The sequence below is a fragment of the Bacillus sp. z14 (2026) genome (assembly GCF_058313575.1).
Genome location: NZ_JBZFQK010000006.1, coordinates 49,727 through 65,900, shown reverse-complemented (window position 1 = coordinate 65,900; position 16,174 = coordinate 49,727). Strand labels below are relative to the sequence as shown.

General features: G+C 39.6%; 15 protein-coding genes and 2 riboswitches. Of the genes, 1 reads left to right on the top strand and 14 read right to left on the bottom strand.

Going from position 1 to position 16,174, the window contains the following annotated elements:
* Positions 1 to 417: 417 nt before the first annotated feature.
* The 12 genes from AC4G3O_RS16760 to AC4G3O_RS16705 all read right to left on the bottom strand — a co-directional run bounded on the left by AC4G3O_RS16760 (position 418) and on the right by AC4G3O_RS16705 (position 12,806).
* On the bottom strand, positions 418 to 1,425 hold the full coding sequence (locus AC4G3O_RS16760; RefSeq protein WP_491136484.1) for a FecCD family ABC transporter permease: 1,008 nt from the start codon (positions 1,423 to 1,425) through the stop codon (positions 418 to 420).
* Positions 1,422 to 2,432: a FecCD family ABC transporter permease gene (locus AC4G3O_RS16755; protein WP_140462271.1), complete on the bottom strand. Its 1,011-nt coding sequence runs from the start codon at positions 2,430 to 2,432 to the stop codon at positions 1,422 to 1,424. Before AC4G3O_RS16755 ends, AC4G3O_RS16760 begins: the two co-directional genes overlap by 4 nt.
* A gap of 70 nt (positions 2,433 to 2,502) precedes the next feature.
* Positions 2,503 to 3,426 (bottom strand): iron-hydroxamate ABC transporter substrate-binding protein, encoded by a 924-nt coding sequence (locus AC4G3O_RS16750; RefSeq protein WP_066109895.1) that lies wholly within the window; start codon positions 3,424 to 3,426, stop codon positions 2,503 to 2,505.
* Positions 3,377 to 4,222, bottom strand: a complete 846-nt coding sequence (locus AC4G3O_RS16745; protein ID WP_066109900.1) for an ABC transporter ATP-binding protein — start codon at positions 4,220 to 4,222, stop codon at positions 3,377 to 3,379. Before AC4G3O_RS16745 ends, AC4G3O_RS16750 begins: the two co-directional genes overlap by 50 nt.
* Positions 4,223 to 4,665: 443 nt before the next feature.
* The gene (locus tag AC4G3O_RS16740) at positions 4,666 to 5,079 is read right to left on the bottom strand and encodes a CBS domain-containing protein (protein WP_066109903.1); all 414 of its coding nucleotides are present in this window, start codon (positions 5,077 to 5,079) and stop codon (positions 4,666 to 4,668) included.
* A gap of 93 nt (positions 5,080 to 5,172) precedes the next feature.
* Positions 5,173 to 7,509, bottom strand: coding sequence for a universal stress protein (locus AC4G3O_RS16735; protein ID WP_490553682.1), 2,337 nt, complete (start codon positions 7,507 to 7,509; stop codon positions 5,173 to 5,175).
* Between the two features lie 73 nt (positions 7,510 to 7,582).
* The gene (gene kdpC, locus AC4G3O_RS16730) at positions 7,583 to 8,140 is read right to left on the bottom strand and encodes a potassium-transporting ATPase subunit KdpC (RefSeq protein ID WP_491136483.1); all 558 of its coding nucleotides are present in this window, start codon (positions 8,138 to 8,140) and stop codon (positions 7,583 to 7,585) included.
* Between the two features lie 31 nt (positions 8,141 to 8,171).
* Positions 8,172 to 10,211: a potassium-transporting ATPase subunit KdpB gene (gene kdpB / locus AC4G3O_RS16725; protein ID WP_490553679.1), complete on the bottom strand. Its 2,040-nt coding sequence runs from the start codon at positions 10,209 to 10,211 to the stop codon at positions 8,172 to 8,174.
* A gap of 31 nt (positions 10,212 to 10,242) precedes the next feature.
* Positions 10,243 to 11,916, bottom strand: a complete 1,674-nt coding sequence (gene kdpA, locus AC4G3O_RS16720) for a potassium-transporting ATPase subunit KdpA (RefSeq protein ID WP_490553677.1) — start codon at positions 11,914 to 11,916, stop codon at positions 10,243 to 10,245.
* Positions 11,917 to 11,945: 29 nt separating this feature from the next.
* On the bottom strand, positions 11,946 to 12,023 hold the full coding sequence (locus AC4G3O_RS16715; RefSeq protein WP_077248205.1) for a potassium-transporting ATPase subunit F: 78 nt from the start codon (positions 12,021 to 12,023) through the stop codon (positions 11,946 to 11,948).
* Between the two features lie 148 nt (positions 12,024 to 12,171).
* Positions 12,172 to 12,558, bottom strand: a complete 387-nt coding sequence (locus AC4G3O_RS16710; protein WP_066109918.1) for a hypothetical protein — start codon at positions 12,556 to 12,558, stop codon at positions 12,172 to 12,174.
* A 62-nt stretch (positions 12,559 to 12,620) separates the two neighbouring features.
* Positions 12,621 to 12,806, bottom strand: a complete 186-nt coding sequence (locus AC4G3O_RS16705; RefSeq protein WP_066109921.1) for a hypothetical protein — start codon at positions 12,804 to 12,806, stop codon at positions 12,621 to 12,623.
* A 96-nt stretch (positions 12,807 to 12,902) separates the two neighbouring features.
* A riboswitch (cyclic di-AMP (ydaO/yuaA leader) is annotated at positions 12,903 to 13,042 on the bottom strand.
* An 85-nt stretch (positions 13,043 to 13,127) separates the two neighbouring features.
* A riboswitch (cyclic di-AMP (ydaO/yuaA leader) is annotated at positions 13,128 to 13,268 on the bottom strand.
* A gap of 364 nt (positions 13,269 to 13,632) precedes the next feature.
* Here AC4G3O_RS16705 and AC4G3O_RS16700 point away from each other — a divergent pair.
* Positions 13,633 to 14,073, top strand: coding sequence for a general stress protein (locus AC4G3O_RS16700; RefSeq protein ID WP_491136482.1), 441 nt, complete (start codon positions 13,633 to 13,635; stop codon positions 14,071 to 14,073).
* A gap of 156 nt (positions 14,074 to 14,229) precedes the next feature.
* Here the strand turns inward: AC4G3O_RS16700 and AC4G3O_RS16695 are convergent, their stop codons facing one another.
* Positions 14,230 to 14,607 carry an SLAP domain-containing protein gene (locus AC4G3O_RS16695; RefSeq protein ID WP_148631268.1) on the bottom strand — a complete coding sequence of 126 codons (378 nt, stop codon included), beginning with the start codon at positions 14,605 to 14,607 and terminating at the stop codon, positions 14,230 to 14,232.
* A gap of 263 nt (positions 14,608 to 14,870) precedes the next feature.
* Positions 14,871 to 16,172: an FtsW/RodA/SpoVE family cell cycle protein gene (locus AC4G3O_RS16690; RefSeq protein WP_491136481.1), complete on the bottom strand. Its 1,302-nt coding sequence runs from the start codon at positions 16,170 to 16,172 to the stop codon at positions 14,871 to 14,873.
* Positions 16,173 to 16,174 lie beyond the last annotated feature (2 nt).

Sequence of the window (16,174 nt, the reverse complement as noted above, 5' to 3'; positions counted from 1 at the left end):
TAAAATGAGGATGACAATAGCCATCCCTTTTTTGAAACTAAATCATTGTATCAATTTTACATATATTCACTAAAGGCACAACAACACATCTATTTTTAGACATCATAATGATCGTTTCTGAATCAACTTCCGTAATTAAAACAGTAATGAGAGTAAATGTTCATTTGCTTTACATCCTACCAGTTCTTCTGACGAGTTAAACATCCAGTTAGTAGAGGAAAAGGGCATTTGGAATAACCAAATAAAAAGAAGCAAGAATGCCGTTAATTAGCATTCTTGATTCTTTTTGCTACAGGGAACAGTAGCTTTATTTTCTGAATTAATATTTACACACAGTTAATGAACGCTATCATTTCCATCCCGATAACAAAACAGTAGAAACCTTTGATAATAAGCAGATTCCCAAGGGATATTCGCTTATTTTTTCAATAATAAATACATAAAATAAGGGGCACCGATAAGGGCAACCATAATACCTGCCGGGAGTCCGTTAGGCTCAATTAGATTTCGGCCGATTGTATCAGCGAATAATAATAACCATCCCCCAATCAAAATGGCAAGTGGGATAAATAATTGGTTTCGTGGTCCTACTAGAGTTTTGGCTATATGCGGTGCCATTAAACCGATGAAGGAGATCCCCCCTGTAACCGAGACAGCGGAGGCAGCCAGGGCAACAGCTGTGATCAGTAAAATGATTCTTTCCTTCTCAATCGACACACCTACACTAATAGCTGCAGGTTCACTAATCCCGAGAAGGTTTAAACGATTGGCTTTGAATAAAGTAAACGGAATAAGGATGACTAACCAAGGGAGCAACGCCCAAATAAAAGGCCAATCTGTTCCCCATATATTCCCTGCTAACCATTGAGCAATAAAATCTACTTTTTCTCGTTCTGCCGATGAAATAAGGACAATCATGGCACCGGAGAGGGCCATCGAAAAACCTATGCCTACTAACACGAGCCTTACCGGCTCCAACCCTGAGTTTTTCGTATATGAAAATAAATAGATGAAACATACGGTGAGGATCGCACCGAAAAACGCGACAAGAGGCAGCATATAAACAAATGAACCTGGTTCAATCGAAAAAAATAGAAAGAAGATAGCTACAGCCACACCCGCTCCAGAATTAATCCCAATAATGCCAGGATCCGCTAAATCATTCCGTGTAATACCTTGTAAAATAGCACCCGATAATGCAAGCGCCATTCCAGCCAACACTGTAATCAGTATTCTTGGTAAACGAATCGAAAATAAAACAAACTCTTCTTTAAACGTGCCCTCTCCAAGTAGTGTTGGAATGAGCCGGTCATAAGATAAAGCAGCTGCTCCCATCCCCATGCTGACAACCGCTGTAGCAATAATGAGAGTCAATAAAACAACAAGAAATAGTCGTTGTTTTTTTAGTAAAGAAGGATGAATCATGAGAATGCTTTCCCTCCTTTACGAACAATTATCAAGAAAAATGGCAACCCTATTGTAGCTACAATAGCTGCTACCGGAGTTTCAAATGGTGCATTTATGGTCCGTCCAAGCGTATCCGCAAAAAGCATAAAAACAGCTCCTGCAATGGCAGACATTGGGATAATAAATCGGTAATCCGTTCCGACGATGGCCCGTACAATATGCGGGATCATTAAGCCAATAAAGGTCATATTCCCGACAAGGGCAACAGATGCACCCGCCAGAAGGATAATGACAACATAAAGGATGAATTTTACTTGTGCCGTGTTTTGCCCCAAGCCAACAGCAACTTCTTCATTTAAACTAAGAATCGTCAGCTGTCTTGCTAAAATGAGCGCCACTAGAATGCCAACTATAATAAAAGGAACAATGATCTGGAGCTGGTCCCAACTAGTTCCAACTAACCCTCCTGAAGTCCATGCTGAAACATTTTTAGATACCTTAAAGTAAATACTTACCCCATCCGCAACCGCATAAAGGAAAGCAGATACAGCAGCACCTGCTAATACGATTCGAAGCGGAGAAAACCCTCCTTTTTTCATAAACCCCATACTAAATACCATGATTGTACCAACAGCTGCTCCAATAAAACAGCCAATCATCAACCCAAAATAATTAATAGATGGGAAAACAACCAGCGTAATTGCCAGCGCCGCATTTGCGCCGGCAGTCAATCCTAGTAAACCTGGATCAGCAAGCGGATTTCTCGTCAACCCTTGCATAATAGCGCCGGCAACAGCTAAAGCTGCTCCTACAAAAATGGCTGCAACTTCTCTTGGAAAACGAATCTCTCGCAGAACAAGAGTTTCATCCGTTTTCACGTTAGAGGTAAGAGCGAGCCATACATCTTTGACAGTCGTATCTGCAGCACCAAAAACCATGGCCGCCACAAACATCCCAGCAAGAACAAGCAAACTGGCAATCATTTTATAGACAAAGGGGACAGAACGTTTCATTTCTTTTGTCATCAGTTACTCATCTTCTCTTTCGTCAGAATAGGGGAAAAGGGATTCCAATTAGAATCCCTCCACCCGAAAATTATTCACCAAGAAATGATTTCTTGAAAAAAGCTAAATGCTTCTCTAATGTAACTGGGTCACTAAAGGAAGCACCGTCTCCTTCCATTTCATATACATGTCCATTTTTAACGGCAGGTATATTTTTATAGGTTTCAGTTTCCTGGAATGATACATCAGCAGCTGCGTATTTACTTAAAATCACATAATCTCCTGCGTATTCAGAGAGTACTTCCGTAGAAAGAGTATAGTATCCATCCTTAGATGTCATCTCTTTTACTTTATCAGGCATTTTCAATTTCATAGCTTGGTAAAGGATTTCTGTTCCGCGTGCCCAATTATCACCGTATACATATAAATTTTTATCAAAAGCTTCTATTACAGATACTGTAGCATCCTCACCGATTTTGGCGCGAATCTCTTCTCCGGCTTCCGCAGCACGTGTTTGGAAGTCATCAACCCAGTCCTCTGCTTCTTTCTCTTTACCTAATAGTTTTCCAATTTCCACATGCTGAGCTAAGTAATCCAATTTGCCCCAAGTATAGGTTACAGTAGGAGCAATCTCCTTTAATTTATCAACGTTTTTAACAGTAGATAACGCAATAATGAGATCAGGATTCAATTCAATGATTTTTTCTAGATTATCCTCTGAAACTTCGGCAACATCCTTTAATTCCTTTTCAAAGGTAGGGTTTGTTTTAGACCAAACGTCAACACCAACTAAATTCACATCCAGTTCAATCACGTTCCCAGTGAATCCTGATAGCATGACAACACGCTGCGGATCTGTTGGTACTTCGACTGGCCCTGTTTCTGATTCATATGTAAATGTTTTTGGCGCTTCTTCTTTTTTTGTATCATTTTCCTTCTCTGTAGATGAACTATTGCTGCATGCACTAATAATTAACACTGAGAGCAGCATAAACGGGAATATCCATTTTTTCATGTTTGGGTTCTCCTTTTAATAAGTTATAAGTAAGGCACATTGGTTTATTTGTTCGTGGATCTCTCCCTATTTGGGCATCAATATGGAATACTTTTCTGAGTACAGCGGGAGTAATCACTTCCTCGCAGGACCCGGCTTTTACAACTCGGCCATCTTTTAAGGCAATCATATAATCAGCAAAACGTGCTGCCTGGTTTAAATCATGCAAGACCATCACAATGGTACGTGCTTGTTCTTGATTCAGTTTTTGTAAAAGCTCTAAGACCTCTAACTGATGAGCCATGTCTAAATAGGTGGTTGGCTCGTCGAGAAAGATGATTTCTGTCTCCTGGGCTAGTGCCATGGCAATCCAAACACGTTGGCGCTGACCGCCTGATAGGGCATCTACCGGACGAAACTTGTAATCTATCGTTCCAGTAACCTCAAGTGCCCAGTCAATTACCTCATAATCTTTTTTAGTTAAACGACCAAATCCCTTTTGATAAGGAAACCTTCCATAGGAAACTAGTTCACCTACTGTAAGTCCGCTTGCACTTTCTGGTGACTGAGGAAGGATGGCCATTTTTTGTGCAAGAATCTTTGTATTATTACTTAAGATACTTTTCCCATCCAAAACGACGTCGCCTGATTGATGAGATATAATGCGTGTAATGGCTTTCAATAAAGTTGATTTCCCACACCCATTAGAGCCAATGATTGTCGTTATTTTCCGGTCAGGTATTTCTACACTGAGATCCTTTACAATTAATTCTTCCCCGTACCCAATGTTCAAACGATCTGTATAGAGGCGATTCATAGTAAACCTCCTTAAAAGGATATATAGCCCAATTTAATTGATAATGATTATCAATACGTAGTTAAATATAATTTCTTTTCCTACTTTTGTCAATCTATTTTTTCAGAAATTACCGAATTATTATTTACCTCGAGAAACACCGACTACATCTTATTGATAAAAAAAGACTGCTCCCTTTTTTACAGGAAACAATCTTTTAAATTCACCTTTTTATGTATGTATGAACTTTTTATAGAATATAGGGCTGTTAAACCGTCAATTCTAAAAGATTACCTTATAATCAAGGCAGTCGTGTTAGAAAGCTTATGTGACTGCTGATTATACTGAACATTAACTTTTGACTCTCTTATTGTATGGTAATAAAATAATTCCTTGCGAAAGGTAATAAAATAATTCCTTGCGAAAGGTAATAAAAGTTAAACAGTACACTATTACTATTAATTTTATGCTTTTTTCTCGAAAATCCCCTTAGCACAGTATTCTATGATTTCTCTTCTTCTAATAATTCCAATAAAAATGCCCGCGTCATCAATAACAGGGACAAAATTCTGCTCCATTGCCCTTAAAAGAATACTTTCCATATCAGCATCAATATGAATCGGTTCATTATAACGCTTTGGTTTTATGTCTTTCAGTTTCGTTTTATGGGTGTTTTCGAATGATAAGTCAGGGGTGTTTTTCATTTTCCAGAGTAAGTCCCCCTCTGTTAAGGTGCCAACATATCTTCCATGGTTATCGATAATGGGAACTGCAGAGTACTTGTGAAACTCCATTTTTTCCAACGCTTGTCTCATCGTGGACTCATATTTAACGAAGGCTACTTCTCTTTTTGGGATTAGAAAAAAGGCTATATTCACCGCTTACCCCCTCATCAGTTATTCATCATATACTTCCTGCTCTGCTTTAGAATGCCCGACTGATTAGTTTATATGCTGTTCTAAATTTAGCGGTTAACTTAGTCCCTTCTTTTTATCAGGTTTTTGATCTGCAATAATTAATACATCTAAATGACGGACTAAACGCAATAGCTTTTGGACAACCGAACCTCTTATGATCTCTTCCAATCGTGTCCGTGTCGATTGTCCGATAAACACTTGGGTTGCCTCTTTGTCATTTAATCGTTCTCCCAATTCTTCAACAACTTTTCTTCGGTGGGATGTTTCGTATATTTCAAAAATCCCACCCAGTCTTTCGGTTAAAAACTGCAAGTTCTTCATTTTGGACTGTTCTTCGTCTGTTAGAACAGAATGCTCCCTTACATAACCCACATACCAGTTAGCCTTCAACCGATAAGCAGTTCGAAAACCACGTCGAATTAAACGCTCACTGTTCCCGCGTAAATTTACACAAACAAAGATGACCTCTTGTTTTCGCCACGGTCCTCTTAGAGTACGGTTACGTTCCAATAATTCTAGTCTCTCATCAACATCATCAGCGACTTCACGAAGGGCGAGTTCTCTTAATGCGATTAAATTATACGTTTTAAAAAAATGATTCAGTGCCTGTTCTACTTTTTCCTTTGCGTATATATTCCCCTCCAGCATACGTTGCTGCAACTCCTTTGGAGAAATATCAATAAGCTCAATCTCATCTGCCATTCGGAGAACTTGATCGGGTACTGTTTCCCGTACCCGCACTCCTGTAATTTGTTCAATACTGTCATTTAAACTTTCTAAATGCTGAATGTTCATGGTTGAGATGACCGAAATCCCTGATTTTATAATCTCTTCAACATCTTCATAACGTTTTTTATGATTGCTGCCTGGTACGTTGGTATGAGCCAATTCATCAACTAGTACCACCTCGGGATTTCTCTTTATAATGGCATCTACATCCATTTCTTCAATCACAACATTTTTATAGTTAATTTTCATTCGTGGCATCATTTCCAAGCTTCCGACTTGATCAAGTGTTTCTTTCCTACCATGTGTTTCAAGCAAACCAATTACGACATCTATTCCGTTTTTCTTCAACTCGTTAGCCTCACGCAGCATCGTATACGTCTTCCCGACACCTGGAGCTGCCCCAATATATACCTTTAATTGTCCACGCTTCATTTTTCCAATCCGCTCTTCCACTTCTCGATTTGATAAGCGACGGTATGGATTGATTTTATTGTCGTCTCCCAACTTAGCAGGTATTACTCTTTTTCCACTTTTATCTGTTCGGTCAGCTACAACCAAGATATCTATGTTTTGCGTACTTCGCAGAATTTTATTAATGACCGAGCCGTTTATGATTTCTTCCAGGCGGCTTCTTTTAGAATGGCCTATTACAATTTTGGTGATTTTCTTGTCAGTTGCATAGGTGACGATTTCCTCGGCTGCATCCGTTCGAGTAATAGAAAATTCTTCAAATTTACCTCCAACTTTATGAACTAACTTTTTAATGGACCTTCTAAAAGTTTGCTCTTCCTTTGAAAGCTTTCTATCCGGTGAAAGGAAACATACGACTAATAGCTCACCACCCAAACGTTTTGCAACTTGTTGTCCTCTACGTACTAAAATTGAGCCATTCCAGTGATATTGAACGGTAACAAGAATTCTCTCCGATGCTCCGGATGGTCCTATCAGCCCTTGCTGTTCTCGATATTCATCCAGTTCGTCATTTACTTCACCTGCTAAATGGCGTAAGGCAAGCTCGCGTAATACTGCCAAATTTGCTCGTTTAAACAATTTCTCTTCTAATACCCGGTCTATGTTGCCATCCTGTAAACGATTAAGAATTTGGTCAGGTGTTACATCCAAAAGCTTAACCTCATCTGCCATCGCAAGGGTGTCATTCGGTACACAATGATCCACCTGTACTTTAATGCCTAACAGTTTTTCAACAATCTCTCTAACTCCATTTAATTCGTAAATGTTCATCGTTGTAATTACACTAATATTGTGGTTCATTAGCTCTATTACATCTTCAAGTCTTGTCTTATGCGGTGCATCTAAGCGATTGCGATGTGACAAGATATCAACAAGAACAACTTCTGGATTCCTTTCTTTAATGGCTTCAATATCTAAATCCTGTTTAACTATTCCGTTCTCCACCCATTCAATTGGTCGAATCGTCTCCAAATCCCCGATTTGTTCATTTGTTTTAGGACGATTGGATGGACTGATTATTCCAATCACAACATCAATCGATCTCTTCTTCAATACATTCCCATCCAATAACATATGATAGGTCTTTCCCGATCCAGAAACCGCCCCGAGAATAATTTTCAGCCTTCCTCGTTTCACTTCATAAATCGATTGTAAAAATTCTTCGGGAGTTTTTCTGCGAAATTCGACCATGCTTTCACCCCTATCTTTCTACAGACAAGAAAAGGAGAGCTGGTATACGATACTCTTCCTTTCTCCTTCTTCCTTATTTCAATCTATCAAGCTCCATATTTAGCTGTAATACATTTACCCGCGGTTCTCCTAATATCCCATATTGCCTTCCATCCGTATTTTTTATAATAAGGGACTCTAATTGCTCTTCATCCATGTCCCTGACATCAGCAATTCTCGGTACTTGAATCTTCGCTGCCATCGGTGAAATATGCGGATCCAAACCTGAACCTGAATTTGTTAAAAGATCTGCCGGAATATCTTCTTTTTGCACATCAGGGTTATTTTCTAAAAATGCCTTTATATCGTTTTTAGTCCGCTCAATCATATCCTCATTAGATGGTGCATAATTTCCTGACCCTGATCCAGAAGCATTATATTCAATAGAAGATACACGGCTCATGAAGTATTTCGCATCCTTAAAACTCTGCCCAATCAATTCAGAACCTACCACATCCCCGTCTTTAGCTTCGATCACACTGCCATCGGCTTTAGCTGGGAAAATCAGCTGTAATACCCCTGTCATCGCCAAAGGATACATGATCCCGCATATAAGAAGTAGTACCAGACTTACCCTCAAATTTTTCAACATGTATACGTCACCTTTACTTTATTAGTTATTTTTAAACAAAATTCATGACCATAAGCAGAGAATCGATTACCTTAATACCGATAAACGGAACAATGACTCCCCCGAATCCAAAAATCGTGAGGTTACGATTTAATAGTTTTGTAGAACTCATCGGCACATATTTAACACCCTTCATTGCCAGTGGTATAAGCAATGGGATGATAATTGCGTTAAAGATGAGAGCGGATAGAATCGCGCTTTGTGGTGTATTTAGATTCATAATATTTAGTGCCCCTATTTGCGGGATTGCTACCATAAACATAGCTGGGATAATCGCAAAGTATTTCGCAACATCATTAGCAATACTGAACGTAGTCAAAGCACCTCTTGTCATTAACAGTTGCTTACCGATGGCTACTACTTCAATGATCTTCGTTGGGTCAGAATCTAAGTCAACCATGTTCGCCGCCTCTTTTGCCGCAATCGTTCCGCTATTCATCGCAAGGCCAACATCAGCCTGCGCGAGTGCCGGTGCATCATTCGTTCCGTCTCCTGTCATCGCTACCAGCTTTCCTTCGGCTTGTTCCTTTTTAATAACGGAAATCTTATCTTCGGGTTTTGCCTCAGAGATAAAATCATCCACCCCCGCCTCACGAGCGATCGTTGCGGCGGTCAGTGGGTTATCCCCTGTACACATGACCGTTTTTATCCCCATTTTTCGTAATTCGTCAAATCGTTCTTTCATTCCCGGTTTGACGGTATCTTTTAAATATATTAAGCCTAGAATTTTATTACCTTCTGCTACTGCAAGCGGTGTGCCACCTTCCATTGCGATTGTTTTTGTTTTACTATCAAGATCCTTTGGTACAGTCCCTCCCTGAGCGGTCACATATTCTTTAATAGCATCTACGGCCCCTTTTCTAATTCTCCCTCCATCCGCAAAGTCCGTTCCGCTCATCCGTGTTTCCGCTTTAAATTCAACGCCTTCGGAATCAATTTCATGGCCCACAGTTTCTAAAACACCTGATTTTTTTGCCAGCTCAATGATCGAGCGTCCCTCAGGAGTCTCATCATGAAGAGAGCTAGCTTGTGCGGCTTTATTCAGCTCTATTTGATCTGCTTTTCCAACGGACACAAATGCTGTAGCCATCCGGTTCCCATAGGTTATCGTTCCTGTTTTATCGAGAATTATCGTATTAATATCCCCAGCCGCCTCCACTGCTTTACCTGACATAGCAATTACATTAAATTGAGTAACTCGGTCCATCCCGGCGACTCCAATCGCTGAAAGCAGTCCCCCAATCGTCGTAGGAATCAAACAAACAAGTAAGGCTACCAAAGTTGCGATTGGTATAGTCACTCCAACATAGGAGGCGATTGGAACCAGGGTCGTACAAACAATTAAGAATATCAACGTTAAGCTGACGAGCAATGTATTTAATGCAATTTCATTCGGTGTTTTTTGGCGCTTAGCTCCTTCAACCAAATGAATCATACGATCAAGGAAGGATTCACCTGGATCCGTCGTCACTCGAATCTTTAGCCTGTCACTAATTACTCGTGTACCGCCGGTGACTGAGCTGAAATCTCCACCAGATTCTTTAATAACCGGTGCAGATTCACCTGTTATTGCTGATTCATCAACAGAGGCTACCCCTTCTACAATTTCCCCATCGCCAGGAATCAATTCAGTTGCTTTGACAACAACTATATCCCCTTTTCTCAATTCAGTTGATTGGACCATTTTGGTTGATCCATCTTTCAAAAGCAATCTGGCACTTGTATCTTGTTTTGTCTTTTTCAAGCTTTCAGCTTGTGCCTTACCTCTTCCTTCTGCTAAAGATTCCGCAAAGTTAGCGAATAGAATGGTAAGAAGTAAGATTGCACTTACACTCCCGTTGTAAATTGAACTCGCTCCCCCTCCAAATAGGGTGGGGAAAATGGTCAGGATTAGGGTGATAACAAACCCAACCTCTACTACAAACATGACTGGATTTTTAGCCATCAGACGCGGGTCCAGCTTTTTAAAAGCATCTATTAAAGCACGCTTGACTATAGCGTTATTAATCGCCGCTTTACGCTTTGTGTTCATTAGAATACTCCTTTACCTTCTTTTTTCTTTATTAGCGAATCGATAAATACTCCGCAATTGGTCCGAGCGTGATAACTGGGAAGAATGTTAATGCCCCTACGATTAAAACCGTAGTCACCAGAAGAACGATGAATGTGATGTTATCTGATTTAAACGTACCAATCGTTTCCGGAACAGGTTTTTTATTTAGTAACGATCCAGCTACTGCAAGCATGGCAATCATGGAGAAATAGCGGCCAAATAACATCACTAACCCTGTTGATATATTCCAAAATGGTGTATTATCACCTAAGCCTTCAAATCCTGATCCATTGTTCGCCGCAGATGAAGTAAATTCATAGACGACTTGAGTAATTCCATGGAACCCTGAATTCGAAATCGCTGATGACCCCATTTCTGTTGCCAGCGCAATGGCCGATGGAGCCAGAATAATTAGCGGATGTATTAAAATGGTAATGGCGATTAACTTCATTTCTTTCGCTTCGATTTTACGCCCTAAAAATTCAGGTGTTCGCCCAACCATTAATCCTGCTAAGAAAACAGCTAGAATGGCATACATTAAAATATTTACGGTTCCAACACCGTCCCCACCAAATACACAATTCAACATCATTTCCCCCAATGGAACCAACCCTCCAAGCGGGGTTAACGTGTCATGCATATTGTTTACTGTGCCTGTGGTTGCAGCTGTTGTAACTGTTGTAAATAGGGCACTTTGGGCAATTCCAAACCGCACTTCCTTCCCTTCCATACTTCCATCTGATTGAGAAAGGCCGATTTCTCGAAGCGCAGGATTTCCATTTGCTTCACTAAAATAGGCTAATGATAAGAACGCAAGAAACATAATTCCCATCGCACTGAATAAAATCCAACCTTGCTTACGGCTTCTAGCCATATGTCCAAAAGCGATTGGCAGTGAAGCTGGTAGTAAAAACATGGATAAGATTTCAATAACGTTCGTGAGTGGTGTTGGATTCTCAAATGGATGTGCAGAGTTTACACCGAAAAATCCCCCGCCATTAGTCCCTAAATGCTTAATAGATTCCAAAGCTGCAACAGGTCCACGCGCAATCTGCTGTTCGGCACCCTCCAGGGTCGTAGCTGTAATCGTCGGCCCTATTGTTTGCGGAACTCCCTGACCTACTAGCACGATTCCAACCAGGATGGAAAGCGGGATCAGAATACGTGTATGGGCACGGATTAAATCCACATAAAAGTTACCTATGCTTTTTTGCCCTGTCAGGCCTCTCATAAAGGCGATACATAGAGCAATTCCTGTCGCTGGTGTTGTAAACATCAGAAAGATAATAACCATCATTTGTGATAAATAAGATAAACCTGATTCTCCGCTATAGTGTTGTAAATTAGTATTGGTTAAAAAACTCGCTACTGTATTAAAAGATAAGAACGGATCCATTGAAGCAATCCCACTTGGATTTCCCGGTAAAACACCTTGTAGACGAACGATTATATAACATATAGCAAACATTGCTATATTACTAACCAATAAAGCCTTTGCGTATTGCTTCCATTTCATATTCCCTTGCGAAATTCCTGACAGCTTATAAATTATTTTCTCTATTCCGCCAAATGCTCGATCAAGCTTTGTCTCTTCCAAAGAGAAAGCACGGGCTATGTAGCGCCCCATAGGTATAGCAAGCAATAAAAGAACTGCTAATACCAATGCTATTTGTATAAAATCCATTATTCTTTCCCCCATAGTGTTTTAATAAATTAATATCTCTCTGGATGAATTAAGGCATCAACCAAGTAAATCGCAAGTCCACCTACAACAATTCCTATAAAGATCATTTTTCTACCCCTCGTTCCTCAATCACATTGTCACAAAATTTGATAAATCCCCAAAATAGTAGAAATGAACCTACTGCTAATCCAATTGAAATAAAATCCACAAGAACCTTCCTTTCATAAAATTAATTTTTTAATCCACAGCTAAAGGTTAAAGGTGATTGGTTAACCAACTATATGAGCTGCTTCCAGGTTTACTTATATAAACAAGTTTGGCGCCGAGCTTCTTGTAAAGCTGATAATCCCTGCTGCATTGTGTCGCAACAATGATTTTTCTCGTACCCAATTTAGAAAAGAAGGTAATCAATTCGAACCCTTCATTGATGGAATCTGAAATAATATAAACCTTGTTATATACCAAAAGTTCCTTTTCCATTTCAATTTGGTTATCTATTCTCCTGTTTCCATTTTCCGTGTTGTAAAGAGATTTAAAATATTGCTTATATGACAATACATCAAATGCCCTTGTTCTGAAGCTATTACTAGAAATCACTGATGTATAAAGATTGCCTTTGCCGATAATCAGCACGTTTCCCACTTTTAAATCCCCCTTAAATCTCATTGAAAGATAAAGCTGTCCTTTCTATATCCCATATTTGTTTATCGAATGATAGAAAGGACACGCCTTATTGCCCTTTTATCTAACTTTAGAGAAACCTTCGGATAAAATGAAATATTCATCTGGTTATTCTGGTAAACGATTGAACTAGCTCTTCTTGCATTCTCATCCTCTATTTTTGCTTTTTCCTCGAGCAGCTTAATATCCAGATAACTCATACGTAACATTTGGTTGGTTCCTCCTTGATTTTTGTTAAATTTTACCATTTAAAAAGCACAAAAAAGCCCTCTGTATTACACAGTGGGCTTTAATCCAAAGGTAATACCTTCTCTCTTAACGCTTACGAGGTTAGCTGTCGGATTCGGGCCAAAAGAGTAGCCCTACCTTGTTAAGGATTCACCCCAAGTGACATTGTCACAAAAGTGGTTCCCCCGCTCTTTAAAAGACTCAGCGATTTAAGATATTAACGTATTAAATTGTTAAATTTCAAAAAAGACCACAGAGGTCTACCCTGTGGTCGAAATAACTTCTTCGACTCCCCAGTTACACCATCCTCTCCCTTAACGCTTACGAGGTTAGCTGTCGGATTCGGGCCAAAAGAGTAGCCCTACCTTGTTAAGGATTCACCCCAAGTGACATTGTCACAAAAGTGGTTCCCCCGCTCTTTCAAGATTCAGCGATTAAGAATGATTTAATTATGAGAGTAATACTACTCCGGTATTTTCCAGTTGTAAAGAGTATGAGCAGCTCATATTCATCCTAAAATACAGAAAAACAGTTAAATATAACCACTTTGATAGCCAAATGATATGAAATCTTTAAATTACTCAGTTATTCACTGTTTTATTTAGAATTAAATTTTATTTTTCTTGATTTTAACAAGATAAAAAGGTGTTTCCTTATGACTCGTTGTCTGGCCCGAACCCATTTTATTATAAATCGAATACTTTAATTTAATAAAAAATAACGATCTATCCAGCACACCCAGGAAAAAGTGTCTAAAGATATTAAAACGGGTAAATAACCCATATTAATGAAATTGGGAGGTATAGAATGGGAGATTATGTGATTCACGTATATGAGAACGAACAACAAGCAGCAGATGCTATTGAGGAGTTTAAAAAGGAAGGCTATACTACTGTTGAAATATCTGTGATTGCTAACCAGGCAAATGATTTATCCAAGATGTCACAGGAAGTAAAAACATCTACTATGGATGGAGCTATTGCAGGAGCTGCTACCGGAGGGGCACTCGGCATTGCCGGCGCACTTGCAGGATTACCGGCTGTATTGGTCCCAGGTTTAGGGGCAATTTTGGCTGCAGGTCCTGTTTTAACTATGCTCGGCGGTGCGCTAGTTGGAGCCCGATCCAGTGAAGGAGGATTATTAAACTCTCTGATGAATATCGGACTTTCTGAAGAGGACGCTCAACGTTACTCTAATGAAGTCCAGGATGGAAAATTCCTCGTCATACTTCATGCTAAATCTTCCTGATAATAAAAACGGCTTGATGATTCCTACTTGAATCAAGCCGTTTTATATTACCTTAGGAAGTTTAGATCTCTCAGAAACTTTATTTATATTAAAAACTTTTTACTATTTTCGATATAATTTTATTCAACTGATTTTGGTCTTTTTGCCTGTTGAAAATCAAACTGCCTCTAATCGTCCATTCTTAATAGATAGCTGTGTTTTGTAGCTTTCTTTTGGAAATATAAATGTCCATGGCATACTAACTTCATTTGGAATCACAAGCTTAGGTAAGGTAAATTCATTTTCCGCAATAACCTCTCCCTGAATTTTGTATCGTAATCTTGTGTTATTAAATGTAAGCGGCTGATCCGTGAAATTATGGACTAATACGGTCACAAGCAGTGCCTCTTTGTGGTTGATGGCTTCCCGGATAGGAGAGAAAATTACACCTGTGCCGTTTAGATGCTTTGTCTCTACAAATACTTTTTCTATATAGCTTCGGTCCTGGGCAGATAACGCTTTATCCCACGATTTTTCGAACTGCAAATGTTGCATGATTAAACACTCCTATTAGCTCATTGCTCCAAAATCCCACTATAACGAGGGATAAGTTAACCTTAACATAAAAATCCCACCTGTGTTTAACAGATGGGATTATATCATTATCCTCTAAGCATATTACGTCCGCCATTAACCGCGATGATTTGTCCGTTAATATAGCCTGAAATCCTTTTCGTGATTTCCCACTCTTATTTTCTGCCTATGGAAGATGATGTTAATTGGTTTGGTCCGAACCTCGCTTAAAAAGGATGCTAGGCCTAATTGACCTCGCACTCTCTTTCTGTCATTACACCATAATGCTTACGCCTGTAAACACTAAGTACAATTCCTATTAAAAACGCATTCAAAATCGTCGACATCCAGCCATAGCTGATAAACGGTAAGTAGATTGTCATAATCGGGACAAACCCGAATATCATCGCAATATTATAGAAAAATTGTAAAGAAAACAGGGCCAGAGCTCCGATAACAAGTAACTTTCCATATCTATTGCGTGCTCCTATCGCAATATACCCCATTCGAATCACAAATAATAGGAGAATAATCAGAACTGCCACGGTGACAACATACCCGAAATGAGAGGTCAGACCCGCCAATGCATAATCGGAATATGTTCCTGGAAGAACATTACCCTGGCCAGCAGAGCTTCCATACCATTTTGCTTCGGTCATCAGCTCCCTTAGTTGCACATACATATACCCTGAACCATCTGCATACTTCTCGGGATTTATATAGGCTGCTATCCGCTCATTCTGATAACCTTTTAAAGAAGGCAAAACGGCTACCAACCCAATTATGAATGCTGTAATCGTACTTGCGGTTATAAATAATGCAGTTTTCTTACTTAAATGGCTCCACCATAACATAATCAAAACTGTCATTCCATAGATAAATGAGATTGCTAGATCTGGAACCATTAAGAAAAGATAAAAGGAGTAGATAAACAAAAGAAAAAGCTGCCAAACTTTCAATTTCTTATTCTGAAAAAATTGAGCCCAAGCCAGGAAAAAGAACGGCAATGCAATCCAACAATTGAATGAACCAAGCATTGGTATACCAAAATAAGGTTCCCCATAGATTGTATAAGACGGAATTAGCCGTAACCCATAGAGTATAGCTACACCAACCAGATAAAAGGCCCAACCCCATCTTTGCAGCTTCCGATAGTCAAAGTACATAATCCCAATTGCCAGCGCTATGCCTAGCAGACCAAAAATCACTCTATTCCGCATAAATGAATCCTGTATTTCCACTTGTGACGAATCCATTGATAAAATCGGGAGAAATCCAAGCATCATCACTGCTGCTAACAGGGAAAGAAGCAGCCAATCCACTTTCGGTCGGTATAGCTTGTTCATCTTCTCACCAAGCTTATACGGATCTCCCATTTGCTTAATCGCCTTCTCCTGTGCCTCCGTAGCCGACAGCCCTTTCCCCAGCCAATATTCCTTTGCTTCCTTAAGATGATAATTCAATTCTTTTTCAACACTTACCTTCGCTTCCTTTGAGCGAATTTGCCCGATAACTTCTCCCAAAAAGCGTTCTCTATCATTGACCATTC

What these genes read in the sequence shown, in the direction of transcription:
- AC4G3O_RS16760 (WP_491136484.1), bottom strand. Translation starts at nt 1,425, where the DNA reads ATGATTCATCCTTCTTTACTAAAAAAACAACGACTATTTCTTGTTGTT.
- AC4G3O_RS16755 (WP_140462271.1), bottom strand. Translation starts at nt 2,432, where the DNA reads ATGACAAAAGAAATGAAACGTTCTGTCCCCTTTGTCTATAAAATGATT.
- AC4G3O_RS16750 (WP_066109895.1), bottom strand. Translation starts at nt 3,426, where the DNA reads ATGAAAAAATGGATATTCCCGTTTATGCTGCTCTCAGTGTTAATTATT.
- AC4G3O_RS16745 (WP_066109900.1), bottom strand. Translation starts at nt 4,222, where the DNA reads ATGAATCGCCTCTATACAGATCGTTTGAACATTGGGTACGGGGAAGAA.
- AC4G3O_RS16735 (WP_490553682.1), bottom strand. Translation starts at nt 7,509, where the DNA reads ATGGTCGAATTTCGCAGAAAAACTCCCGAAGAATTTTTACAATCGATT.
- kdpC (WP_491136483.1), bottom strand. Translation starts at nt 8,140, where the DNA reads ATGTTGAAAAATTTGAGGGTAAGTCTGGTACTACTTCTTATATGCGGG.
- kdpB (WP_490553679.1), bottom strand. Translation starts at nt 10,211, where the DNA reads ATGAACACAAAGCGTAAAGCGGCGATTAATAACGCTATAGTCAAGCGT.
- kdpA (WP_490553677.1), bottom strand. Translation starts at nt 11,916, where the DNA reads ATGGATTTTATACAAATAGCATTGGTATTAGCAGTTCTTTTATTGCTT.
- AC4G3O_RS16715 (WP_077248205.1), bottom strand. Translation starts at nt 12,023, where the DNA reads ATGATCTTTATAGGAATTGTTGTAGGTGGACTTGCGATTTACTTGGTT.
- AC4G3O_RS16705 (WP_066109921.1), bottom strand. Translation starts at nt 12,806, where the DNA reads ATGTTACGTATGAGTTATCTGGATATTAAGCTGCTCGAGGAAAAAGCA.
- AC4G3O_RS16700 (WP_491136482.1), top strand. Translation starts at nt 13,633, where the DNA reads ATGGGAGATTATGTGATTCACGTATATGAGAACGAACAACAAGCAGCA.
- AC4G3O_RS16695 (WP_148631268.1), bottom strand. Translation starts at nt 14,607, where the DNA reads ATGCAACATTTGCAGTTCGAAAAATCGTGGGATAAAGCGTTATCTGCC.
- AC4G3O_RS16690 (WP_491136481.1), bottom strand. Translation starts at nt 16,172, where the DNA reads ATGGTCAATGATAGAGAACGCTTTTTGGGAGAAGTTATCGGGCAAATT.